A 21618-nucleotide genomic window follows, 5' to 3' on the forward strand; every position below is an offset into this window, starting at 1 on the left:
GGACGTCCGGCTACGACGGGGTGACCAGCCGCGCCTCGTACGCGAACACCGCCGCCTGCGTACGGTCCCGGAGCCCCAGCTTCACCAGCACACGGCTCACATGTGTCTTGATCGTCGACTCGGCGACCACCAGGTGCGAGGCGATCTCCGCGTTCGACAGGCCCTGCGCTATCAGCACCAGCACTTCCGTCTCGCGGTCCGTGAGATCGCCGACCTGGGCCAGCGCCGGCGGGCGCGGGGTCTGGGAGAGCTTGGAGAACTCGGTGATCAGGCGGCGCGTCACGGTCGGGGCCAGCAGTGCCTCGCCCGCCGCGACCACCCGCACGCCGTCCGCGAGCTGGCGGGCGGACGCGTCCTTGAGGAGGAAGCCGGAGGCCCCGGCTCGCAGGGCCTGGTACACGTACTCGTCGAGGTCGAAGGTCGTCAGGACCAGCACCTTGGAGTCGCTGTGCGCGGTGACGATCTCACGGGTCGCCTCGATGCCGTTCAGCTCCGGCATACGGATGTCCATGAGGACCACGTCGGGGGCGAGCTGGGCGACCCTGGAGACCGCCTCGCGGCCATTGACCGCCTCGCCGACGACCTCGATGTCGGGCATCGCGTTCAGCAGGACCGAGAAGCCCTCGCGGACCATCATCTGGTCGTCGACGATGAGCACACGGATCGTCATGAGGTCTCCTCGGAGGCGGTCTCGGCCGCGGCGACGGGAATGAAGGCGGTCACCGCGTAGCCGCCGTCATCGGTAGGCTCCGCGGTCATCTCGCCGTTCAGCATCGTCACACGCTCCCGCATGCCCGTGATGCCGTGCCCGGCGCCGGGTGAGGGCTTGACCAGGCCCTGGGGCGCGGTGTTCACGATCCGCAGCCCCAGGCCCCCGAGGACATAGGAGATCTCGATGTTCGCCGTCGACCCGGGCGCGTGGCGCAGCGCGTTGCTGAGCGCCTCCTGGATGATCCGGTACGCGGAGAGCTCGACGCCCTGCGGCAGCGGGCGGACGGCGCCCGTCACCGTCTTGTGAGTCTCCAGTCCCGCCTCACCGACGTTGGAGAGCAGATTCTCGATGTCGGCGAGCACCGGCTGCGGAGCGTCGGGGGCCTGGTAGTCCTCGGCCCGTACGACGCCGAGAACCCGGCGCAGCTCGGTCAGTGCCGCCACCGCGTTCTCGCGGATGGTGGCGAACGCCTTCTCAAGCTCGGGCGGCGGGTTCTCCACCCGGTAGGGAGCGGCCTCGGCCTGGATCGCGACCACCGACATGTGGTGGGCGACCACGTCGTGCAGCTCGCGGGCGATGGTGGTGCGCTCCTCCAGGAGGGTGCGCCGGTCGCGTTCCACCGCGGTGACCGTCTGCTGGGCCGCGACTTCCTGCTCAGCCTCCCGGCGGACGTGCAGCACGGTCACCACCAGCAGCAGGAGCGCGGAGACGAAGAGCATCTGCGGGGTGTTGGAGTTGTAGCCCCGGCCGAGTACGACCTCGCCGAAGACCCCGTACCCGGCGGTGAGCGCCCACATCCAGGCGGCGGTGCGCGGACGGGTGCGCAGCGCGACCACTGTCATCACCACGAGGTGCGAGAAGAAGGCACTGGGCGTCCAGGGCGAGCCGTCCAGGAAGTCCGCGAAGATGCCGGTGACAGGGGTGCTGAGCAGCGAGAGCCACCAGGCGCCGACCGGCCTGACCATGGTCATCAGCACGGCCGCTGCCGGTATGAACCCGCTGACGACGAATTCCGGGCCCGCGCCGCCGTTGGATCCCAAGAAGGACGCCAGGAGCATCGCGAACAGAGCGCAGCCCACCAGCAGGACATGGGGCGTCCACGCGGCGTAGTCGCGCAGCCGGCCGCCCAGCCGGCGGGTGATCGGCCCCTCCATCCGCCTCCGCGGAAGGGGGCGGTAGGCGAAGGCGTCATGGAACAGGTCCTGGCGGAGGCCGCTCAGCGCACCCATGGCCAGGCGGTACTCGGGACTGCGGGTCTTCTCGGTCACGTATCGAAGGTAAGCGGAAGGACGGACGCGGTCGTCAGCATCGCTATGGATCCTGCCGCGTCCGTCCTGAGTACTACCTGGTACAGCCCTTCTGACGAGGCAGTCTCCCGGAGTGCTCACCAGGCGAGTTGGTCGATCTCCTCGGCGACGACCGCACATGCGTCGGCCGCCGGATCGATGAGCGGGAAGTGCCCGACGTCTTCGAGGAGCGTCAGCCCGACGGTCTCCCCGGCCTGGGCCGCCGCGTCCACGTACGACTCGGCGACGGCGTACGGCACGGTGATGTCGACGCGGCCCTGCACCACGGTCGTGGCGATCCCGGTGGGCAGCAGGGCGGCCGGATCCGTGTGCGGGCCGCGCACAGCGAACTCCGCCTCCCCGCCCATGAGCTGGAGGACCGCGCCGCCGCACACATCGAGCTCGACGGCCTGCGCGAAGTCCGCGATCGGGGCGAGCGCGACCACACCGCGCAGCGGGGGCGGTGCGGCGAGCCGCCACGGCGACCCGACGGGCAGCACATGGCGGGCCGCCGCCCACAGGGCGAGCTGCCCTCCCGCGGAGTGCCCGGTCACGACGGTGCGCCGGACGTCCGCCTGCGGAAGGGCCTTGCGCGCCAGCACGGGCAGGGCGTCCATCGCGGCGGCGACATCGTCGAAGGTCTCCGGCCAGCGCCCGGCGACGGGCCCGCTCCCGCGCTGCTGCGGAATCTCGCTCCCCCGCCGGTACTCGACATTGGCGACGGCGAGCCCCCGGCGGGCCAGGAAGTCGGCGAAGGACGTCACATGCCGCCGGTCGTCGGGGGCGCGCCATGCCCCGCCGTGCAGCAGGACCACGAGCGGGGCGCCGGCCTGCCCGCCGCGGGGCGCGTAGAAGTCGACGACCTGGTCGGGATATTCCCCGTAGGCGACGGAGGCGTCCGGCGCCACGACGGGGTGCGAGAAGACCGACTCGGCCTCGGCGGCGTCACGGGCGACGGGGTCCGGCATGCTGCTCCAACCCTTCCCGCGGACTGGCGGGAATGACCTGACCAGCGGGGGACGGTATCAACCTGTCGCCGCTCCGGCGTTCGAGACGCGTGGTGCGGGGCGGATCCTGGGCGGAGCCCCGGTTACGGGGCGGGGGAGAATCCCACCGTCCCACACACGCCCGCACCCCGCACCCCCACCGCTCAGCCCTCGCGAACCTCCGCGAGAACCTCCGCCAGCACCCCGGCCGCCCGCTCGACGTCGCCGAAGCCCACGTACAGCGGTGTGAACCCGAACCGCAGCACGTCCGGCCTCCGCAGATCGCCCACGACGCCCCGCGCGATCAGCTTCTCCATCACCGACGGCGCCTGCGGGCACCGCAGCGCGACCTGGCTGCCCCGCGCGCCGTGCTCCACGGGAGTCAGCAAGCCGGCCGACCCCTCGGCGACGTACCCCGCGACGCACTCCAGGAAGAAATCGGTCAGCGCCAGACTCTTCGCCCGTACGGAGTCGATCGAGACGCCGTCCCAGACGTCGAGCGCCGCCTCCAGCGCCAGCATGGACAGGATGTCCGGCGTCCCGACCCGGCCACGGGCCGCACCCTGTGCCGCCTCGTACCCCGCGGACATCGCGAACGGATCGCTGTGGGAGTTCCACCCCGGCAGCGGGGAGTCGAACGCCGCCTGGTGGCGTTCGGCGACATACAGAAAGGCCGGCGAACCCGGGCCGCCGTTCAGATACTTGTAGGTGCAGCCGACCGCCAGGTCGACGCCGTGCTCGTCCAGGCCGACCGGCAGCGCGCCCGCGCTGTGGCAGAGGTCCCAGACCGCCAGCGCGCCCGCCTCATGGATCGCCGCCGTCAGCGACGGCAGGTCGTGGAGACGGCCCGTGAGGAAGTCGACGTGGTTGACCAGCGCGACGGCGGTGCCCGGCCCCAGCGCCGACGGCAGATCCCCGGGCGCGACCGGAACCAGGCGCTTGCCGGTCATCCGGGCAGCCGACTCGGCTATGTAGCCGTCCGTCGGGAACGTCGTCGCGTCGACGACGACATCCGTACGGGCGTCATCGCCGCACAGCCGCACCGCGCCGACAACCGCCTTGAGGACGTTGACACTTGTGGAGTCGCCGACGACCACCTGGCCCGGACCGGCGCCGACCAGCGGAGCGATCCGGTCGCCGATCCGCTCCGGCGCCGTCCACCAGCCGCTCTCGTCCCACGAGCGGATCCTCAGCTCGCCCCACTGCCGGGTCACCACATCGGCGACCCGCGCGGGCACATGCGCGGGCAGCGCGCCCAGCGAGTTCCCGTCCAGATACACGGTCCCGTCGAGCGCGAACAGCTTGCGCGCCCCGGCCAGCTCGTCTGCGGCGTCCAGCGCCACGGCCTTCCCGGCCAGAGACTCAGACATGGCTGCGCGCCGTCCACAGCTCGGGGAAGACGTTCTTGCGGGCCCGCTTCTCCAGCCAGGCCACCCCAGCCGAACCGCCGGTCCCCGACTTCGAGCCCATGGCGCGCCGCGTCGCCACCAGGTGGTCGTTGCGCCAGCGCCACACCAGCTCGCCGACATCGGTCAGGGCCTCGCCGAGGCGCATCAGTTCGGTGTCCTGGTCCTCGCCGCCGTACACCGCGGCCCAGACCTTCTCGATCTCCGCCGACGGCTCGTACTTCTGCGACAGATCCCGCTCCAGAACGGAGGCGGGCACCGGGAGGCCACGCCGGGCCAGCAGCCGCAGCACCTCGTCGTACAGGCTCGGCTGGTGCAGCGCCTTCTCCAGCTCGGCGTACACCCGCGGCGCGCCCCGGTGCGGCACCAGCATCGACGCCGACTTCTCGCCGAGCAGGAACTCCATCCGGCGGTACATCGCCGACTGGAAGCCGGAGCCCTCACCCAGGGCACTGCGGTACGCGTTGAACTGCGCGGGCGTCAGATGTGCCAGCGGCTTCCAGGAGGCGTTGAGCGATTCGAGCTCGTACGTGCTGCGCCGAAGCGCGGCGAGAGCGACCGGCAGGTCCTCCTCGCGCAGGGCCCTGGCCGCCGTCTCCCACTCGTGGACGATGACGGTGAACCACAGCTCCATGACCTGGGTCGTGACCAGGAAGACCATCTCGCCCGGGTCGTCCGAGAGTGGATGCTGGAGGTGGGTCAGGACATCCGCCTGGACGTAGTCCTCGTACGGAGTGGTGCCCGCAAAATCGAGATTCGGGGTCGCGTCATGTGACATCGCTGTCTCCTCGACGTGTCCGGGTAGCGGTCCGCCCCTTCCTGTTGGCTCGGGAGCCCCGGTCCCCACTCGCATCATATGCCGCAGGCGATTTTTCAGGTCAGAGCGTCGGACCTGTGATGTACGTCCCGTTCTCGTCGTACGGCCAGGCATTGGAACGGCAGCCGTCGAGCCCCTTGATCTGCTGCATCATCACCGGCGCGAGCTTTCCCCGGCCCCCACAGCCCAGGTGTTTGCGGTTACCGATCTCGTGCCCGATCTCGTGGTTGATGATCAGATGCCGGTACTCCGACGCGGGGCCGTCGAATTTCGGCGAGCCGAGCGCCCAGCGGCGCAGATTCACCACGACGCCTTCGCTGGTCTCGCAGTTCAGCTCGCCGCCGGTGTCAAGGCCCTGCTTGAGGCAGAGCCTGTCAGCGGTGTCCGGGGTCGCGATCCTGATGACGAAGTCGGCGCCGGAGGAGACGAGCTGGAAGGAGCCCTTGCCGTGGGCGCCCCAGCTGCGCGGATGGGCGAGGATCTGCTGGATCTCGGCGGCCGCGTCCTTCGCGGAGACGTCGACGCCGTCCTCGACCTGGACGCTGTAGCGGCGCAGGGGGCCCGAGCCGGAGGGCTTCCCGCCGGTCTGCGCCGTGGTGAAGGTGCCCTTGCCCGAGGTGGGGACCTTCGTGGACGGCTGCCGCTCGGGGGGCTTGTCGCCGGGCGCCCGGTTGCGGGAGGGAGCCGATGCGGTGCCGCGCGGCTCGGGGGTGTAGTCCTCGACGGGCGGTTCGGGGGACCGGTCGCTGTCGTCGGCGGCCACGGGCGAGGATTTCGCTCTGGCGTGCCAGTGGGCGAGGGCGGCGCCGCCGCTGATCGCGAGGGCGGCGAAGGCCACGCCCAGCGTCACTATGCGACCGAACGGCCCGCGGCCCGCTCGGCGGCCAGGTTTTCGATCCTTACGGCTCCTGCTGCGTCTGCTCAACGGAATGCCCTCCTCTGTAAAAGGCCCGTCTCCTCCTTACAGACGGGGGAGACGGGCATTCGGTTCACTCCTCAATCAGCTCAATGTGTCGGCCGCCGTCTGTGAGGAGTCGCGCAGGAACGTCGAGCAGCGCTCGTACTCCTCCTGCTCGCCGATCGACTGGGCGGCGCGCGCGAGCGCGTGCAGCGCCCTCAGAAAGCCCCGGTTCGGCTCGTGCTCCCAGGGCACCGGGCCGTGCCCCTTCCAGCCACTGCGGCGCAGCGAGTCCAGGCCACGGTGGTAGCCGGTGCGCGCATAGGCGTACGACTCGACGACGCGCCCGTTCTCGAAGGCGTCGTCGGCGAGCTGGGCCCAGGCCAGCGAGGAGGCGGGGTACTTGGCCGCGACATCGGCGGGCGCGGTACCGGCCGCGAGCAGCTCACGCGGCTCGGGGTCGTCGGGCAGATGGGTCGGGGGAGGTCCCCCCAGCAGATCTTTGTGAATGGCCATGGTCTCCAGTGTCCCCGAAACCCCGGCCCTCGGCCGCGCCGACCGCCCCGCCCCCTCGTGCACCCCATCTCTGCGGCACAACCCACCGCGTCACCCCCCGCCACGGACCGCCGCCCGCTCCTCGTCGCCGTCCCCCTCCAGCCCACCGCACGCCCGCTCCAGCGGCGGCGCCGTGACCCCACAGTTCATCCGGCACTCCGGCCGCACCAGCGCCGCCCCCGCAACCTCCCGCACCGGCCTGCGCACCGTCGTGAAAGCGATGATCGACCCCACCACCAGCACCCCCGCACACATCGGCATCGCCCGCCGGAACGTCGCCCCGAACTCCTCCGCCGAGCGGTACGCCTCGGGCCCCATCCCCGCCAGCAACGGCAGCGCCGCCACGGCCAGCAGGCCGGCCGCGCGCGCTGCCGCGTTGTTGATGCCGCTCGCGAGGCCCGCCCGCGCTGTCTCCACGGACGCAAGCACCGTCGCCGTCAGCGGCGCGACCAGGGTCACCATCCCCATGCCCATGACCACCAGCGCGGGCAGCACATCGCGCACGTAGGACGCGTTCTCGCCGACGCGGAGCATCAGCATCATCCCCGTCGCACACAGCAGCGGTCCCACGGTGAGCGGAATGCGCGGGCCGATCCGCTCCCCCAGCTCACCGGACTTCGCGGACAGCAGCAGCATCAGCACCGTCGTGGGCAGCAGCGCGGTCCCTGCTCCGAGCGCGGAGTAGCCCGCCACCACCTGGAGTTGCAGCGCGGCCAGGAAGAAGAAGCCGGCGAAGGCCGCGTACACGCACAGCGTCACCAGATTGACCGCGGTGAACTGGCGCGAGGCGAAGATCGACGGAGGCAGCATCGGATCGGGCCGACGCCGCTCGACCAGGATGAACACAACACCCACCAGGACCCCCGCGGCACCCGCCCACACCTGCGGCGCGATCAGTGCGTACGTCACCAGCGCCAGCGCAGCCGCGCCCAGCACCGCCCCCAGCACGTCGAAGCGGCCGTGCGCATGCGGGTCCCGCGACTCGGGGACGTGCCGCATCGCCACCGGCACGCACAGCGCGGCCAGCGGCACATTGAGCAGGAAGACCCAGCGCCAGCCGGGCCCGTCGACCAGCCAGCCGCCGACGAACGGCCCCACCGCCGCGCCGACGCCTCCGAGACCGGACCACAGCCCCACCGCGCGGGCCCGGTCGTCCGGGTGGTAACTCGCCTGGATCAGGGCCAGCGACCCGGGGGTGAGCAGCGCGGCACCGATGCCCTGGAGCGCGCGGGCGGCCACCAGGACGATGTCGCTGGGGGCCAGCCCGCACAGCAGTGAACCCACGGCGAACCACACCACGCCGAGGACGAAGATCTTCCGCCGCCCGTACCGGTCTCCGAGCGCCCCGCCCATCAGGATCAGCCCGGCGAGGGTGAGCATGTAGGCGTTGACGGTCCACTGGAGGACCGCCAGGTCGGCGTCGAGATCCTCGCCGATGGTGGGCAGTGCGACATTGACGACGGTCGAGTCCAGAAGCGCCATGCTGGACCCGAGCACGGTTGTCATGATCACCCAGCGGCCGGTGGCGGAGGAAAGCCTGATCTCGCCCGGGCGGTTGTCCATACCGGGATCATCCCAGCCGTTCCCGCCTCAGACGAGTCGGCGGAGGGCACGGATCAGGGCGTCGACACCCTGTTCCGCCTTGGCGCGGGGGCAGCCGACGTTGAAGCGTACGAAGCCCTCACAGCCGTAGGTCGTCCCGGGCATGATCGCGACCTTCTCGCGCTCGATCAGCTCCCGCTGCAACGCGGCGTCGTCGATGCCCAGCGGGCGCAGATCGATCCAGGCGAGATAGCCGGCCCCCGGCGGTCGCCAGCCCAGCTCCGGGAAGGAGGAGTCCAGCCGCTCGGCGACCATCCGCAGGTTGCCCGCCACATAGGCGCCGAGTGCGTCCAGCCAGGGCGCGCCAAAGCGGTACGCGGCGATGTGCGCGGTCAGCGACAGCACGGCGGGCGAGGCGAGTCCCTCCCCGGTCCGCATCCTGCGCAGAAAGGCCGCGTGGTCGTCCGGGTCGCCGATGATCCCGTACGAACCGCTCAGCGCCGGGAAGTTGAACGCCTTGGTCGCGGAGGTGATCAGCGCCCAGCGGCCCGTCCCGAACCGCGTCCACGGCAGATGCCGCTGCCCCTTGGCCACGAATTCGGGGTGGACGAAGTCGGCGTGGATCTCATCGCTGATCACGGCGACGCCGTGCGCCTCGGCCAGCCGGGCCGTCTCTCTCAGCTCGGCCTCCGTCCAGACCCGTCCGGTGGGATTGTGGGGCGAGCAGAGGATGAGCACCGTGCTGTCGGGCCGGGCGAGTTCCCGCTCCAGAGCCTCCATGTCACCGGCCGGCACCCCGCGCAGCTCCCGTCCGAGGCCGGAGACCGCCTTGAGGAAACCGTCATAGGTCGGGGTGTGGACGACGATCCCGTCCCCCGGCTCGGTCCACATCCGCAGCAGCTGCGAGAGCTGGTTGAGTACGGACGGCGCGTACACCAGCCGGCCGGTGTCTATCCCGGTGCCATGCCGGCTCTCGAACCAGTGGCCCACGGCGGACAGGAAGTCCTCGTGCTGCCAGTCGGTGTAGCCGAAGACTCCGTGCGCGATCCGGCTCTGCAGCGCGTCGAGCACCTCGGGCGGGGAGGTGAAGTCCATGTCGGAGATGGTGAAGGGCAGCAGCCCCTCGACACCGAAGCGGTCCGCGGCCCCGTCCCACTGGATGCACCAGGTTCCGCGACGGTCGACGGGGGTGTCGAAGTCATAACTCATGCAGAGTCCTTCCCGGGACATGCTGCGGGCCCGGCACCCCCGTGAAGGGATGCCGGGCCCGGCAGGCGGACGGCACTTACTTGAGCTTGGTGCCCGTGGAGCGCAGGGCCGCGCAGGCCTCGGAGACGCGCGTGGCCATGCCGGCCTCGGCCGACTTGCCCCAGGTGCGCGGGTCGTAGGTCTTCTTGGAGCCGACCTCGCCGTCGACCTTCAGCACACCGTCGTAGTTCTTGAACATGTGGTCCGCGACGGGGCGGGTGAAGGCGTACTGGGTGTCGGTGTCGAGGTTCATCTTCACGACACCGTTCTCCAGCGCGGTGGCGATCTCCTCGGCCGTGGAGCCGGAGCCGCCGTGGAAGACGAAGTCGAACGGGTCGGCCTTGCCGTACTTGGCGGCCACGCCGGCCTGGAGGTCCTTCAGGAGCTCGGGGCGCAGCACGACATTGCCCGGCTTGTAGACGCCGTGGACATTGCCGAAGGAGGCGGCCAGCAGGTAGCGGCCCTTCTCTCCCAGGCCGAGCGCCTCCGCGGTGCGCAGCGCGTCGTCGACGGTGGTGTACAGCTCGTCGTTGATCTCGTGGGTGACGCCGTCCTCCTCGCCGCCGGTCGGAGTGATCTCGACCTCAAGGATGATCTTGGCGTCGGCGGCCAGCGCCAGCAGTTCCTGGCCGATGGCCAGGTTGTCGGCGAGGGTCTCGGCGGAGCCGTCCCACATGTGCGACTGGAACAGCGGGTTCTTGCCCTGGGCGACGCGCTCGGCGGAGACGGCGAGCAGCGGACGGACATAGGCGTCCAGCTTGTCCTTGGGGCAGTGGTCGGTGTGCAGCGCGACGGTGATGTCGTACTTGGCGGCGACGATGTGCGCGAACTCGGCAAGGGCGACGGCGCCCGTGACCATGTCCTTGCTGTACTGGCCGCCCAGGAACTCGGCGCCACCGGTCGAAATCTGGATGATGCCGTCGCTCTCGGCCTCCGCGAAGCCGCGCAGCGCAGCGTGCAAGGTCTGGGACGAGGTCACATTGATGGCCGGGTAGGCGAACTTGCCTGCCTTCGCCCGGTCGAGCATCTCGTTGTAGACCTCGGGAGTCGCGATGGGCATGTGTCCGCTCCTTGTGATGTGCGGGTATGTGGTGCTTGGCCCTGACCTGGGGGCGACGTCATCGTCGGCGCCCATCTTTCCAGACTCTCGGCCCGGCTCCACCTCCCCTGCGCCGCAAGCATGCGCAAGGGCCTCGCTGTTTCACGTGAAACAGCGAGGCCCTCATCATCATCGCAGGTCAGAGCCTTAGGTCACGAGTTGCTCGCAGTGCAGTCTCAACCGAGACCGAGCTCGTCGAGCGAGTACGCGTACAGGTACGGCACCCCGGCCGTGCCGCTGATCTTCTCGCCCGCGCCGGTCGCCCGGTCCACGATCGTGGCGACCGCGACAACCTCGCCCCCGGCCTCGCGCACGGCCTCCACGGCGGTCAGCGGGGATCCGCCCGTGGTGGAGGTGTCCTCGACGACCAGGCAGCGCCGGCCCTTGATGTCCGGCCCCTCGACCCGGCGCTGCATCCCGTGCGCCTTCGCCGCCTTCCGTACGACGAAGGCGTCGACGCGCTGTCCGCGGGCTGCGGAGGCGTGCAGGATCGCGGTGGCCACCGGATCGGCGCCCAGGGTAAGACCTCCGACGCAGTCGAAGTCCAGCTCCGCCGTCAGGTCGGACATCACCTGGCCGACCAGCGGGGCAGCCGCGCCGTCGAGCGTGATCCGGCGCAGGTCCACGTAGTAGTCGGCCTCAAGACCCGAGGAAAGGGTCACCTTGCCGTGCACCACGGCCTTGTCCTTGATCTGCTGGAGCAGCTCAGCACGCGCATCAGTCATGCCCATGAGCTTAAAGGCGGCGCCAGCTCCAGGTCGTCGCGATCTCCAGGGGCTCGATCGGGGTGACCAGCTGCGGGTGGGTGTTGAGTCCGTTCGGCGGACCGGACTGCGGTTCCACACAGACGGCCTCGGACTGCTCGTCGTAGATCACGACCCACTCGGCACGACCGGCGACGGTGAGCTCCAGCTGCTCCGGCCAGGTGAGCGTGACCGAGACCCCGTCGGGCATCCCGAAGCAGTCGTCCCAGGGACCCGGCAGCGGCGGGATGCGCCGCCCGGTCGGCAGATGGTCCTCCCCGCGCTCCTCCTGCCAGGCGGCGTCGACGTCGATGCGCACATCCTCGCCGCTGCCGAGATTGCGCAGGAACCACGGGTGCCAGCCCGCCTGGGCCGGGAAGGAGTTCCCGTATGTCTCGATGCCCAGGGTGAGCGTCAGGGCGTCCCCGGTGAGCTCGAAGGTCTGGGTGACCCGGCCGGTGTACGGCCAGGGCTCGTCGAGGTCGTAGGTGAAGGCCGCCTCGCTCTTGGACGCGCGGGCGGTGCGCCAGACGGCGTCGCGACCCGTTCCGTGGATGGCGTGCGGCGGGGCGTTGAGCGGCAGTTGATGGGGGACGTCACCGTTGAGGAACACACCGTTTCCGACCCGGCCGCACCAGGGGACCATCGGAAACGATCCGTACTGGTCGCCTGCGCGCAGCACCTCCGTACCGCCGATGGTCAGGCTTGCGACACGGCACCCGTGCTGCGGACGGACGGTCAACTCGACGTCTCCGGCAGCCAGCCGGATGATCTCTTCGCTGCTACTCACAGCACGACAGTACTGGCGTCGGCTACTTGCGGCGTCGCAGCACCCTTCCGACGACCACGGCGGAGGCGAGTACAAGTGCCGCGGCGGGCGCGATCCAGCGCAGGGTGACACCGGCGGCCGTCGTGTCGGGGGCGGGCGTGGGGGCATAGCGACCGCGCGGCGGGGCGTGGTCGACCTCCTCCGCACTGCGCCCGATCATGGTGCGGCGGGCATGCGCCGCCTCGGCCTGCGGCTCATCGGGAATGACGGGCATTCCGTCCAGATCACCGAGCTCGTCCTCCTCGTCGAGCTCGTCCTCCTCGTCGAGATCGTCGAGCCCTTCGTCCCCGTCCGCCTCGGACGCCTCGAACTCCGCCTCGGCGACCGGGTCGGGCGCGGGCGGCGGCACGGGAGCTTCGAACACGGACGGCTCAGCGGCGTCGGCGGGCTCGTCCGGCGTCACCTCGTCGGCCGATGCCGACGCCGGGTCCTCCGCCGTCGTGGCGAGCGTGTCGGCGAAACGGTCGAGGAGCCGGTGCGCCGCCGCGGCGGTCGTCGCGTCCTCCAGCTCCGCCAGACGTCCCTCGGCGCTCGACGTCCCCGAGAAGGTGAGCGTCGTCCCGCCCTCCGTGGCATCGGGACGGATCGTGAGCGTCACCTTGGCCGATCCCGTCCCGCGCGCCTCCACACCGTCGCCCTCGACGGCGAAGATGTCGCCCTGTTCCACCATGCGCAGGGTGCCGCGATAGGTGATCGTGTGCCCGCCGATGCGGACCTTCAGCCGGCCGGCGAGCGGGCCTGCCGCATCGTCGGCGTCCTGTTGGAGCCCCGGCACACAGCGGGCCACCCGGGCAGGGTCCCTCAGCGCCTGTCGGACGGTCTCTGCCGGAACCGGAACGAACACCTCATGCTCCATGGAAGTCGAGCCTACTCAGAGGTGACGGCCACGTCAGCGTTTCCTCCGTGTACAGCTCAGTCGGTATACCGCGGGTGCAGCAGCGTCGACGGCGGCAGCCGGGGCAGTCTCGTGCGCTCAGCGCACCACGCGCCCGCGGCCAGTGCGGAAGCGTCCAGTGCCCGCAGCCGCGGCCCCCCGCGCACCAGCCCGAGATCCGGCGTCCACCCCGAAGCGGCGAGCAGGAACCCCCAGTCGTGCGGCTCCGGCCCCGTGGCGCGCCGCCCCTCGGCGCAGTACGGGCTCGTCCCGAAGCCGGCGGCCCGCAGGGTCGCGTCCACCGTCCAGAAGGTGTGCGGGCGCGCGGTCGGTGACCCCGCGTGCACGACGAGTCGGCCGCCACCGGCCAGGACCCGGGCCGCGAGTCCGTAGAACTCCTCGGAGTAGAGCTTGGTGCTGGGGGTGATGCCGGGGTCGGGCAGGTCCGAGATCACCACGTCGTACGTCCCACGGGGCGTTCGCAGCCAGGAGAAGGCGTCCGCGGTCACGGAGCGCACCCGTGGGTCGCGGTACGCGTACGCGTTCAGCCCGGCCAGTGCGGGGTCCCTGCGCGCCAGCCGGACGACGCCCGGGTCCAGCTCGACGACGGTCAGCGACTGGACGTCGCGGTAGCGCAGCACCTCGCGGGCGGCCAGCCCGTCGCCCCCGCCCAGGATCAGTACCCGGGCGTGCGGCCCGCGCATCGCCGGGTGGACCAGCGCCTCGTGGTACCGGAACTCGTCGTGCCCGCTCACCCTCAGCCGCCCGTCGAGAAAGAGGTCCGGCGGCCCCGACCGGCTGCCGGTGAGCACGACCTCCTGGACGTCGGTGTGGATGGCGACCCGTACCTCGTCGCCGTAGACCGCCCGGCGCGCCGCGCGCTCGAAGTCGTCGGCGAGGACCGTCGCGGTCGCCAGCACGGCGAGCGCCAGCACATTGGCGACGAGCAGCCAGCCGCGCGAACGGGCTGTCAGATCCCGCCGGAACAGCCACAGCACGAGGGAACCGCCCGCCACGGCGTTGACGGCGCCCGTCAACAGCGCGCCCGTAAGTTGACCGAGCCAGGGCAGCAGCAGAAACGGGAAGGCGAGCCCGCCGACGAGGGCCCCGACATAGTCGGCGGCGAACAGATCCGCGACCGTGCCCTCGGCGTCGCGCCGGGAGATCCGCTGGATCAGGGACATCAGCAGGGGGATCTCCGCGCCGATCAGCACCCCGATGGCGAGCGAGAAGGCCACGAGCACGAACCGGGACTCGCCGATCCACGCGAACGCGGCGTACAGCACCATCGCCGAGCAGCCGCCGACCAGGGCCAGGGCCGTCTCCAGCAGGCCGAATCCGACGGCGGGGCGGCAGCGCAGCCGCTTGGCGAGAAGGGAGCCGACACCCATCGCGAAGACCATCACCGAGAGCACGACGGACGCCTGGGTGACGGAGTCGCCGATCAGATACGAGGCGAGAGCGACCAGTTCCAGTTCGTACACCAGTCCGCAGGCCGCACAGACGAAGACAGCGCTCAGCACGAGATACCGGCCGGCGTCGGGACGCACGGGCAGCCGCACCGCACCGGGGGGCGCTGAAACAGGCGGCCGATCGATCATGTTCGTAACGCTACGTCAGGGGTAGCGTGCGGCCTGTCACCCACAAGGGTGCAACTACAGCGTCGCAGGCATACGGGCGCCGACCCGCGTACGAGTGACGACAAGACGACCCTCCTGCGGATACGCGTGCCAAGTGCGCCACCTCACCTGGCCGTCGAGCCGCTGCGCGAGCATCGCGGTGAAGGCGTGCGGGGAACCGGGGAACGTACCGGCCAGCCCCTGGGGGTGGTCGGCGACCAGCGCGAGCAGTTCCTGGGCGCGCCCGGCGAAGGAGCCGTGGGAGAGGGTCTCGACGCGAGCCGCGAACTCGTACTCCCAGTCGCCGAGCCGCTTGGCCACGCCGAGCGGCAGCGGGGTGCTGCTGCCGGGCATGCAGGCGACGGTCTCGGAGCAGCTCCCCTGCTCCTCCTCCAGCAGCACCTGGTGCGATGCGCCCAGAAGGCGTAACTGGAGCTTGGCCCCGGACAGTTCGAGATCGAGGACCGCCAGGGCGGGAAGGGGCTCCCGACCCAGGGCCCAGGCGAGATCGTCGGCGCGGGTGTCGGTGTAGGCGGTATGGAGGGTCGTGAGCATGGGTCGGCTCCGCAAAACGCGCTTCGGCGGGTGGACACGTGGACCGGGGGGCGCCCCTGAGGGGAAGACAAGAAAGATCCGGGGACCGCCTGCTCGGGTCCACATCAGGTCCGAGGGGCTGGATGGTTCCAACAGGTTCCGACAGCGAGGGAATCATGAAGTGTGCGACGCCCACAGCGTTTTTACCCAACTTGAATGGGTTTCCATCCCCCCGGGGGCCCTACGGTTCAACTGTTCAACAAAAAAGCTTCGGTGAAGGTCGACAACAGCTGGGGCACGAGCAGAAGCAGGGCGACAACAAGAAGGCACCCGGCGGTAGTTCACCCGCCGGGTGCCTTCAGTGGTCGCGGACCAGCTGCCCCGTGTCAGCTTCCTCCGCCACCGCACCCACCGCCGCCACCGCCGCCGCAGGACGATCCGCCGCCGCAGGAGGAACTCCCGCAGGACGAGCCGCCCCCGCACCCGGCGGAGCCCGCCGTGCCGCCGCCCGCCCACCAGCTGGAGCTGCTGTCCGTGCCCCTGCCTCGGCGGCCCTTCTTGCGGCCCGCACCCGCCTTGCCCTTGGAACGGGCCATCGTGACGACCACGAAAACCACGAACACAGCGATCAATATCCCGACGAAAGCTGGCACTGCCCCCACCGTCCTTTCGGTCCCCCGTGTCGAGCGTGAGAGGGGGATGCCCGCGTCGCGACGGACCCAAAGCAGACTTGAGGAACTCCAGAGCTTCGGCCCGGGGGCGACCATGGGACGTGCGTCCCGGTGGTGAGGTGTGGCAGCGCCTTCGGCCGGGCGCGGCTGCGACGGTCAGCGCTTGAATACCTTCTTGGCCCTGTCGGTGGACTGTGTGAGATTGCCGGCGACCCGGTCGGTCCTGCCGTGCCTCTGTCGTCGCCTGTTCCGGGTCGCCCGGCCGACGCTCTCCGTGATCCTGCCCTTGAGCACCTGTGCGTTGTGCCTGATTCTCTGTGCAACGCTCACGGCATTTCCTTCTCTTGGGCCTGGTGGGTTGGCGCGCCTGGTCCCCAGGTCGCTCTGCGCGCTTGGGGGACAGGCGGCGGGGCGGAACACGGGGATGCACACCGGCTGCCGGTCATCGCTCCGGCCGCTGCGTGCGGGCATTGTGCGTAAGGCCGTCCGGAGTGGCCGCTGTTCTCCCGAGGGCCAGGACCAGTGCCCGTGACACAGCCGGGCCGGGCGGCCTGCGTACCTCTCCTATCTCCTGCCATCCCCGGGACTGGAAGGCGGCATAGGCGGCAAGGTCGGCCTCAGGCACGAGGGTGGCGCCGAGCGACGCATGGTGGTCGGCGAGCAGTCGCTCCTCCAGACGGCGGACGACGTCCTGATCGTGCTCGTGCGGATGAACGACGATTTCGGTGATGGCGAAGACATGCCCGGATGCGGTGAGCTGCTCGACGCTGTGCGGCAGCACACCGTCGAACCCCAGCCACCAGGAGCCGTCACGGCTCACAGGGAATCCGAAGGCACATCCGGCCAGCGTGGTGGTCTCCGCGATCAGCATCGCGAATCCCGGCCTGCGCACGTCGCTGGTCAGGCGGCGCAGGAAACCCTGACGGTTGCGGTATTCCTCACCGGAGTGCGAGTCGGTGGACTCCACGTACAGGTCTGCCAGGTCCTCCTCGAGGCCCTCGGCCTGCCAGCGATTCAGCCGCCGCAGCCGGATCGCGCTCATGGCGGACGACACGTGGCCTTCGTACGTCTGCCGCTGACACCGCCGAGGGATCGCGCTCACAGCACACCGCTCACGGCGGCAGGGACGGCCGGAGCAAGCCGATGCAGGTCTACGCGGAGGGAAGGAGGAGGCGAGAGGGGGGTGGTGGGGGCGACGCCCTCCGGGGGAGACGGCGGCCCGTGAGGGGCCGGAAGGCCCCCCAGCAGGAAGCCGGAACCGGTGAGGGCGACGATCCTTGCCAGGATTGCCGGCGGATGGTGCAGTCGCAGGGTTCCTCCGGCCGCGACGGCGTTGCGCGACGCCTCGACGAAGGCGTTGAGGCCGCTGCAGTCGCAGAAGGGAACGGGGGCCAGATCGACGTCGATCGCGCGGATGCCGTCGCGCAGGCACTGCTTCAGCGTTTCGCTTACGAGCGACACTGTGGACAGGTCGATCTCACCGGCGATGGTGATCAGCGACCGGCTCTCTTCGTCGTGCCGGTGGACGTTCAGTTGCGGGAGGGGCATGACGCCTCGGTTCAGGGGACCATCGGAGTGCCAGGAAGGGCCCGATCCTGGCCTCTCCTGGCGCTCCCACAAGGGACGTGCTTTCGGCAGAGATAGGCGAACGACCGGTCCAACAGCCTGTGCACGAGGGCACAGGACCCGCCCGGTTCCCCGCGGATGCGCCGGGCGACCAGATACAGGATCCGCAGCCCCACGGTCATCCGTGCAGAGCAACAGCGTGCCGCCGAGGTCTGGGACGTCTCTCCCGCAGAGTAGTCCTTGACCGGGTCCGGTGGTCAGTCGGCAGCCGGCCAATCTGGAGCAAGGGACACTCCCTGTCGGTCACAGGACCACCGGTGCATATCTCGTGCACCGCACGGCACTTGAGGGCGCACCAGGAAGAGGGTCCCGGAGCCGGATGAGGTCGTGCGGAGGTCCAGCCCGGGTCGGAGGAAGTCCTCTATGCGGGTGTGATGCCGGTGTCCGCCAGGATCTGCTGTGCCGACGTGCAGTTGCTGTCCTGCACGGCCATGGTCATCGCGGCGCGCGCGGCGGAGGGCTCGGCTTGCGGCGGGACCACCAGGAAGGAGAAGTGATCCTGAGGCCCACGGCTGATGATCATCGTACCGTCGTCGACGGCGGACCAGTCGATACGGACCATGCGCTCGTCGATGACGAGGTGGCCAGGAACGCGGTCCCAGGCACTGGCGTCCAGACCGACGCGCGCGACGGGACCAAGCCGGGCGGTCAGGGCCGCAATCAGAACGGGCAGTTGGGTTTCGATGTCTCGGGAGCGCGGCCACCACGCTCCGTCGAACAGACCCGCACGGCTGGACGTCGTCTCCATCCTCAGCACAGCCACGCCCGGGACGAGCGGCTGATCGATCGTGTCGTCGAGCAACAGGAGAGGAGTCGGGGTACCGGAGTCGGCAGACATGGGGACACCGCCCTTCCAAGGACTCCGCCGCGCCGTCCGGCTGCGCAGCAGTTTCATTTCCGGAGCCGACGGCGCAGCCACAGACGCCCCGAGCCTGAAGCGCGACGGTCGCGGCGAGCGCCATCGGAACGCGAAGTCGCGTGTCGGCGGGGCATGGGCGGATCCGCCACTGGCCGAGTACGGAGATCCGACTTGGCGCGGCCGTACGGGAAGGCCGTGATGCGTTCGTCGTGCTGGGTATTGAGCAGGCGTATCACAAGCACGCCCAGAGCGATCATCGCCGTGATCACGAGCACTGTGATGAAGGTGTCCACGATCCTCACATCCCCTCTGCCGGTTCCGGTGCCTGAGCGATGACTCCCTGAACAAGCGAACGTGAGGTCGGCAGGCGTGCTCCATGGCCTCCTTCGGAATCCCAGGCCCTCTCTTGGGTCGAGTCCCAGTCGGCCTCGGCCGCGATCCGGAAAAGCTCTGCCTCCCGGATCAGGGCGCTCGCGGTGGAACCGCGCGTCGGATCTGTGGCTGCGGCCATGAGCCGGGCGGCGGTTTCCGGGCCCGTCTCCGGCGGGATCACCAGCAGGTCCCAGCGGCCAGCCGTGTAGGAGAGCAGCAGCAGCTTGTGCGGGTCCTGCTCGGCTTTGAACCAGCCCACATGCACCACATGCCCGGCGACGGACACCTTGCGCGGGATGACCGGCCAGAACGTCGGATTCACCGTGACACGCGTGATCCGCCCCCACAGCGGGTCCAGTACGGCGGTCAGCGCGGGAAGTTCCGCCGCCAGGTCGCGGGAGCGGGGCCACCACGCGCCGTCGATCAGCGCGGGAGCGGCATCGGCCGACGCCAGCATGAGCCGGAGCGGCAGCACAGAAAAAGAGGGCCGGACCTCGGCCGCGGGCGTGTACAGAATGGTCGCGGTCATGACGCCGACCCTGCCCCGGGCCGGTCATGACCGGCCCGGTGTTGTGAATCGCCGGGAACGACACGAACGTGACAGTTCGTGTACGAAGTGTCCTCGGTAACTGCAGAGTACTCCTACGGACGCTCGTGCGACGTGGTCGTGGCCCACGCCTTGCGTCAGCCTTGCTCTTCCTCTTCGGCCTCCATGCGCCGGATGCCTTGGTGTGTCAGCGTGACCATGGCGGGTGTATTGCCCGTGGCCCAGTCGACTGCGATCAGGTCCTCACCCACCAGATATGTACAGGCGGCAGCCAGATCCTCTTCGTGGATCCCCAGGTCGTGAAGCAGCTTCGCCCCGGTGACTCCCAGAAGGCGGTTGCCCTCCGTGGCCTCGTACAGGGCCTGCATGATCTTCTCGCGGTATGCCTTCCGCTCGGCCAGTGATGCCATGACACCCATTTCCTCCTGAGGGTGCAGCCCGGTGGGAGCCGTCCCGGGGACAGCCGCGGCCGACTCGCGCCAGTAGCCCTCCTGTTCTCCAGACTGCTCCCGTTCGCTCACGGACGCCACGGACGTCACTCCTTGGAGCGCGCGCAGGTCGCGTACATCGCGGGGGCCCGGTCAGCGGGGGCCGGACCGCTCGATACCGGGAAGCACGCAAACCCCCGGAACTTCAGACGACAAAGGGCGGCCGAAGGCCAAGTGAATTGACCAAGTGAATTTACGACGCTCTGACCGCCACGCCCGCCGCGCGGCGATTTCATGAGATCACCTGGCTGGCGGCACTTCTCCCAATGCGGCGGAGTCGAATTTATTGGCGGGTGGGCGATGCTGCCTCATCTGAGTTAACCAGACTCTGCCCATACGGGGGGTATGTCGGATCATCGGCACCATGAGTTTGAATATTTTCATCGCACTTCGCGCCATTGAATGCTCTTGCCTCCTTCCCTCTCCCTCCTTACTTATTGTTGGCACGTGGATTTCCGTGCGTAATATGCGGCGACAGCAACAAGGCTTCCCGGGCGATCGGTAGGGCCCGGTACGCCACGGCCCCCACAGAAAATGGCCTCTCGATGAAGTTGAAATTCCCTCAAGCGGCTCAGCGCCGCCGTTTGTCCGGCTGGCTGGCCTCGGCCCTCGCGGTTACGGTTTCCGCTGTGATGGTCGCCGTGACGCCGACGCAGGCGTCGGCCATCGCCTTGCCCGTACCCCTGGGCACCACCGCCAGCTACTCCGTTCTGGCAGGCCAGGGAGTCACCAACACCGGCCCCTCCATCCTCGGCCACGACCTCGGGACGCACCCGAATCCGGCAATCACCGGATTCCCGCCCGGCCTGGTGCTCGGTGCCGTGCACCCCGCGGACGCAGCGGCCCTCCAGGCCAAGAGCGATCTTGTCGTGGCGTACAACAACGCGGCCGGCCAGGCCACCGATTTCGCTCTTGCGGCGGGAATCGGCGGGGGCCAGGTGCTGCTTCCGGGCGTCCACACAGCTACAGCCGGTGTCGGACTCACCGGCGACCTGATCCTGAACGCCGGGGGAAACCCCAACGCGGTCTGGGTGTTCCAGGTTCCTGAAGCCCTGACGACGGCACCCAACAGCCGGATCCTCCTCACGAACGGCGCATCGCCGTGCAACGTGTACTGGCAGATCGGGAGTTCGGCGACCCTCGGCACCGATTCCACCTTCGTCGGCACCATCATGGCTCTGACCTCGATCTTCGCGACCACGAGGGCGAACATCGAGGGCCGGGCGCTGGCTCGTGAGGGCGAGGTGACGCTCGACAGCAACAACATCTTCCTCGGGTCGTGCTCAACCGGCACGACGACGACGGGCACGACGACCGGAACAACGGCGGGCACGCCCACCGGAACGACGGCGGGCACGCCCACCGGATCGACGACGGGCACGACCGTGGGCCTGATCGGTGGCGGTCTCCTGGGCGGACCGAGCGTCGGCCTCGTGAGCGGTGGCACCTCGGGGAACGTCGCCGGCAACACCTCCGGGAACACCTCGGGCAACACCGCGGGGAACACCACCGGCGGGAACACCTCGGGCAACAACGCCGGCAACACCACCGGCGGGAACATCACCGGGGGGAATGTCACCGGCGGGAACGGCGGTAAGCCCGGCGGGCCGGACCACGGCGGCGGGCCGGGCGATGAGCAGGGCGGGCCGGACCACGGCGGCGGGCCGGGCGATGAGCAGGGCGGGCCGGACCACGGCGGCGGACCGGACCACGGCCACGGCGGCGGACCGGACCACGGCCACGGCGGCCACGGCGGCCACGGCGGCCACGGCGGCCACGGCGGCCACGGCGAGCATTACGGCTACGGCGACAAGCCCGCGGGCCACGAGGGTCACGAAGGACACGAAGGACACGAAGCCTAGGAAGCAGCCTGCTGACAGCCGGTTCACCACATGACGGCGCGCGGC

The 21618-nt window shown here is 70.0% G+C and carries 24 protein-coding genes; 1 reads left to right on the top strand and 23 read right to left on the bottom strand.

Going from position 1 to position 21618, the window contains the following annotated elements:
• Positions 1–10: 10 nt before the first annotated feature.
• The 23 genes from OG293_RS16425 to OG293_RS16535 form a co-directional block, all read right to left on the bottom strand.
• Positions 11–670, bottom strand: coding sequence for a response regulator (locus tag OG293_RS16425; protein ID WP_405999537.1), 660 nt, complete (start codon positions 668–670; stop codon positions 11–13).
• Entirely contained in the window at positions 667–1980 is a 1314-nt protein-coding gene (locus tag OG293_RS16430; protein ID WP_405999538.1) for a sensor histidine kinase, read from the bottom strand. Before OG293_RS16430 ends, OG293_RS16425 begins: the two co-directional genes overlap by 4 nt.
• Before the next feature lie 116 nt (positions 1981–2096).
• A complete protein-coding gene (locus tag OG293_RS16435) occupies positions 2097–2966 on the bottom strand; it encodes an alpha/beta hydrolase family protein (protein WP_405999539.1) in 870 nt (289 codons plus the stop codon).
• 182 nt (positions 2967–3148) lie between these two features.
• Positions 3149–4354 (bottom strand): kynureninase, encoded by a 1206-nt coding sequence (kynU, locus tag OG293_RS16440; RefSeq protein ID WP_405999540.1) that lies wholly within the window; start codon positions 4352–4354, stop codon positions 3149–3151.
• The gene (locus OG293_RS16445) at positions 4347–5168 is read right to left on the bottom strand and encodes a tryptophan 2,3-dioxygenase family protein (RefSeq protein ID WP_405999541.1); all 822 of its coding nucleotides are present in this window, start codon (positions 5166–5168) and stop codon (positions 4347–4349) included. The genes kynU and OG293_RS16445 overlap by 8 nt, the downstream gene beginning before the upstream one ends.
• Before the next feature lie 100 nt (positions 5169–5268).
• Positions 5269–6057, bottom strand: coding sequence for a DUF3152 domain-containing protein (locus OG293_RS16450; RefSeq protein ID WP_405999542.1), 789 nt, complete (start codon positions 6055–6057; stop codon positions 5269–5271).
• A 150-nt stretch (positions 6058–6207) separates the two neighbouring features.
• Positions 6208–6621, bottom strand: coding sequence for a DUF3151 domain-containing protein (locus tag OG293_RS16455; RefSeq protein WP_405999543.1), 414 nt, complete (start codon positions 6619–6621; stop codon positions 6208–6210).
• Positions 6622–6711: 90 nt separating this feature from the next.
• Positions 6712–8223, bottom strand: coding sequence for an MFS transporter (locus tag OG293_RS16460; RefSeq protein WP_405999544.1), 1512 nt, complete (start codon positions 8221–8223; stop codon positions 6712–6714).
• A gap of 27 nt (positions 8224–8250) precedes the next feature.
• The gene (locus OG293_RS16465) at positions 8251–9411 is read right to left on the bottom strand and encodes a MalY/PatB family protein (RefSeq protein ID WP_405999545.1); all 1161 of its coding nucleotides are present in this window, start codon (positions 9409–9411) and stop codon (positions 8251–8253) included.
• A gap of 76 nt (positions 9412–9487) precedes the next feature.
• Positions 9488–10510 (bottom strand): class II fructose-bisphosphate aldolase, encoded by a 1023-nt coding sequence (gene fbaA / locus OG293_RS16470; RefSeq protein ID WP_405999546.1) that lies wholly within the window; start codon positions 10508–10510, stop codon positions 9488–9490.
• 215 nt (positions 10511–10725) lie between these two features.
• Positions 10726–11274 carry an orotate phosphoribosyltransferase gene (pyrE, locus tag OG293_RS16475; protein ID WP_405999547.1) on the bottom strand — a complete coding sequence of 183 codons (549 nt, stop codon included), beginning with the start codon at positions 11272–11274 and terminating at the stop codon, positions 10726–10728.
• Between the two features lie 10 nt (positions 11275–11284).
• Complete coding sequence (locus tag OG293_RS16480) at positions 11285–12082, bottom strand: aldose 1-epimerase (RefSeq protein WP_405999548.1); 798 nt, start codon at positions 12080–12082, stop codon at positions 11285–11287.
• A gap of 22 nt (positions 12083–12104) precedes the next feature.
• On the bottom strand, positions 12105–12977 hold the full coding sequence (locus OG293_RS16485; RefSeq protein ID WP_405999549.1) for an SRPBCC family protein: 873 nt from the start codon (positions 12975–12977) through the stop codon (positions 12105–12107).
• Positions 12978–13033: 56 nt separating this feature from the next.
• Positions 13034–14596 carry a polyamine aminopropyltransferase gene (locus tag OG293_RS16490; RefSeq protein WP_405999550.1) on the bottom strand — a complete coding sequence of 521 codons (1563 nt, stop codon included), beginning with the start codon at positions 14594–14596 and terminating at the stop codon, positions 13034–13036.
• 54 nt (positions 14597–14650) lie between these two features.
• Positions 14651–15169 (bottom strand): DUF2617 family protein, encoded by a 519-nt coding sequence (locus OG293_RS16495; protein WP_405999551.1) that lies wholly within the window; start codon positions 15167–15169, stop codon positions 14651–14653.
• 365 nt (positions 15170–15534) lie between these two features.
• Entirely contained in the window at positions 15535–15801 is a 267-nt protein-coding gene (locus OG293_RS16500; protein WP_405999552.1) for a hypothetical protein, read from the bottom strand.
• Positions 15802–15975: 174 nt separating this feature from the next.
• Positions 15976–16149 (bottom strand): CsbD family protein, encoded by a 174-nt coding sequence (locus tag OG293_RS16505; RefSeq protein ID WP_405999553.1) that lies wholly within the window; start codon positions 16147–16149, stop codon positions 15976–15978.
• 112 nt (positions 16150–16261) lie between these two features.
• Positions 16262–16873 (bottom strand): hypothetical protein, encoded by a 612-nt coding sequence (locus tag OG293_RS16510; RefSeq protein ID WP_405999554.1) that lies wholly within the window; start codon positions 16871–16873, stop codon positions 16262–16264.
• Between the two features lie 44 nt (positions 16874–16917).
• Positions 16918–17367, bottom strand: a complete 450-nt coding sequence (locus OG293_RS16515) for an STAS domain-containing protein (RefSeq protein WP_405999555.1) — start codon at positions 17365–17367, stop codon at positions 16918–16920.
• Positions 17368–17806: 439 nt separating this feature from the next.
• On the bottom strand, positions 17807–18283 hold the full coding sequence (locus OG293_RS16520) for a DUF5994 family protein (RefSeq protein ID WP_405999556.1): 477 nt from the start codon (positions 18281–18283) through the stop codon (positions 17807–17809).
• Positions 18284–18336: 53 nt separating this feature from the next.
• Entirely contained in the window at positions 18337–18597 is a 261-nt protein-coding gene (locus OG293_RS16525; protein ID WP_405999557.1) for a hypothetical protein, read from the bottom strand.
• A 5-nt stretch (positions 18598–18602) separates the two neighbouring features.
• Positions 18603–19205, bottom strand: coding sequence for a DUF5994 family protein (locus OG293_RS16530; protein ID WP_405999558.1), 603 nt, complete (start codon positions 19203–19205; stop codon positions 18603–18605).
• A 155-nt stretch (positions 19206–19360) separates the two neighbouring features.
• Positions 19361–19633: a hypothetical protein gene (locus OG293_RS16535; RefSeq protein WP_406003618.1), complete on the bottom strand. Its 273-nt coding sequence runs from the start codon at positions 19631–19633 to the stop codon at positions 19361–19363.
• 623 nt (positions 19634–20256) lie between these two features.
• On the opposite strand from OG293_RS16535, the gene OG293_RS16540 reads away from it, so the two are divergent.
• On the top strand, positions 20257–21573 hold the full coding sequence (locus OG293_RS16540; protein ID WP_405999559.1) for an ice-binding family protein: 1317 nt from the start codon (positions 20257–20259) through the stop codon (positions 21571–21573).
• The last annotated feature ends 45 nt before the right edge of the window (positions 21574–21618 follow it).

This window comes from Streptomyces sp. NBC_00829 (genome assembly GCF_045161795.1).
Taxonomy (GTDB): domain Bacteria; phylum Actinomycetota; class Actinomycetes; order Streptomycetales; family Streptomycetaceae; genus Streptomyces.

Excerpts from the sequence above, each read along its gene's own strand:
- OG293_RS16540 (WP_405999559.1), top strand. The coding sequence starts at position 20,257 with ATGAAGTTGAAATTCCCTCAAGCGGCTCAGCGCCGCCGTTTGTCCGGC.
- kynU (WP_405999540.1), bottom strand. The coding sequence starts at position 4,354 with ATGTCTGAGTCTCTGGCCGGGAAGGCCGTGGCGCTGGACGCCGCAGAC.
- OG293_RS16515 (WP_405999555.1), bottom strand. The coding sequence starts at position 17,367 with ATGCCCCTCCCGCAACTGAACGTCCACCGGCACGACGAAGAGAGCCGG.
- OG293_RS16490 (WP_405999550.1), bottom strand. The coding sequence starts at position 14,596 with ATGATCGATCGGCCGCCTGTTTCAGCGCCCCCCGGTGCGGTGCGGCTG.
- OG293_RS16535 (WP_406003618.1), bottom strand. The coding sequence starts at position 19,633 with ATGGCATCACTGGCCGAGCGGAAGGCATACCGCGAGAAGATCATGCAG.
- pyrE (WP_405999547.1), bottom strand. The coding sequence starts at position 11,274 with ATGACTGATGCGCGTGCTGAGCTGCTCCAGCAGATCAAGGACAAGGCC.
- OG293_RS16465 (WP_405999545.1), bottom strand. The coding sequence starts at position 9,411 with ATGAGTTATGACTTCGACACCCCCGTCGACCGTCGCGGAACCTGGTGC.
- OG293_RS16425 (WP_405999537.1), bottom strand. The coding sequence starts at position 670 with ATGACGATCCGTGTGCTCATCGTCGACGACCAGATGATGGTCCGCGAG.
- OG293_RS16485 (WP_405999549.1), bottom strand. The coding sequence starts at position 12,977 with ATGGAGCATGAGGTGTTCGTTCCGGTTCCGGCAGAGACCGTCCGACAG.
- OG293_RS16520 (WP_405999556.1), bottom strand. The coding sequence starts at position 18,283 with ATGTCTGCCGACTCCGGTACCCCGACTCCTCTCCTGTTGCTCGACGAC.
- OG293_RS16460 (WP_405999544.1), bottom strand. The coding sequence starts at position 8,223 with ATGGACAACCGCCCGGGCGAGATCAGGCTTTCCTCCGCCACCGGCCGC.
- fbaA (WP_405999546.1), bottom strand. The coding sequence starts at position 10,510 with ATGCCCATCGCGACTCCCGAGGTCTACAACGAGATGCTCGACCGGGCG.
- OG293_RS16495 (WP_405999551.1), bottom strand. The coding sequence starts at position 15,169 with ATGCTCACGACCCTCCATACCGCCTACACCGACACCCGCGCCGACGAT.
- OG293_RS16530 (WP_405999558.1), bottom strand. The coding sequence starts at position 19,205 with ATGACCGCGACCATTCTGTACACGCCCGCGGCCGAGGTCCGGCCCTCT.
- OG293_RS16445 (WP_405999541.1), bottom strand. The coding sequence starts at position 5,168 with ATGTCACATGACGCGACCCCGAATCTCGATTTTGCGGGCACCACTCCG.
- OG293_RS16455 (WP_405999543.1), bottom strand. The coding sequence starts at position 6,621 with ATGGCCATTCACAAAGATCTGCTGGGGGGACCTCCCCCGACCCATCTG.
- OG293_RS16435 (WP_405999539.1), bottom strand. The coding sequence starts at position 2,966 with ATGCCGGACCCCGTCGCCCGTGACGCCGCCGAGGCCGAGTCGGTCTTC.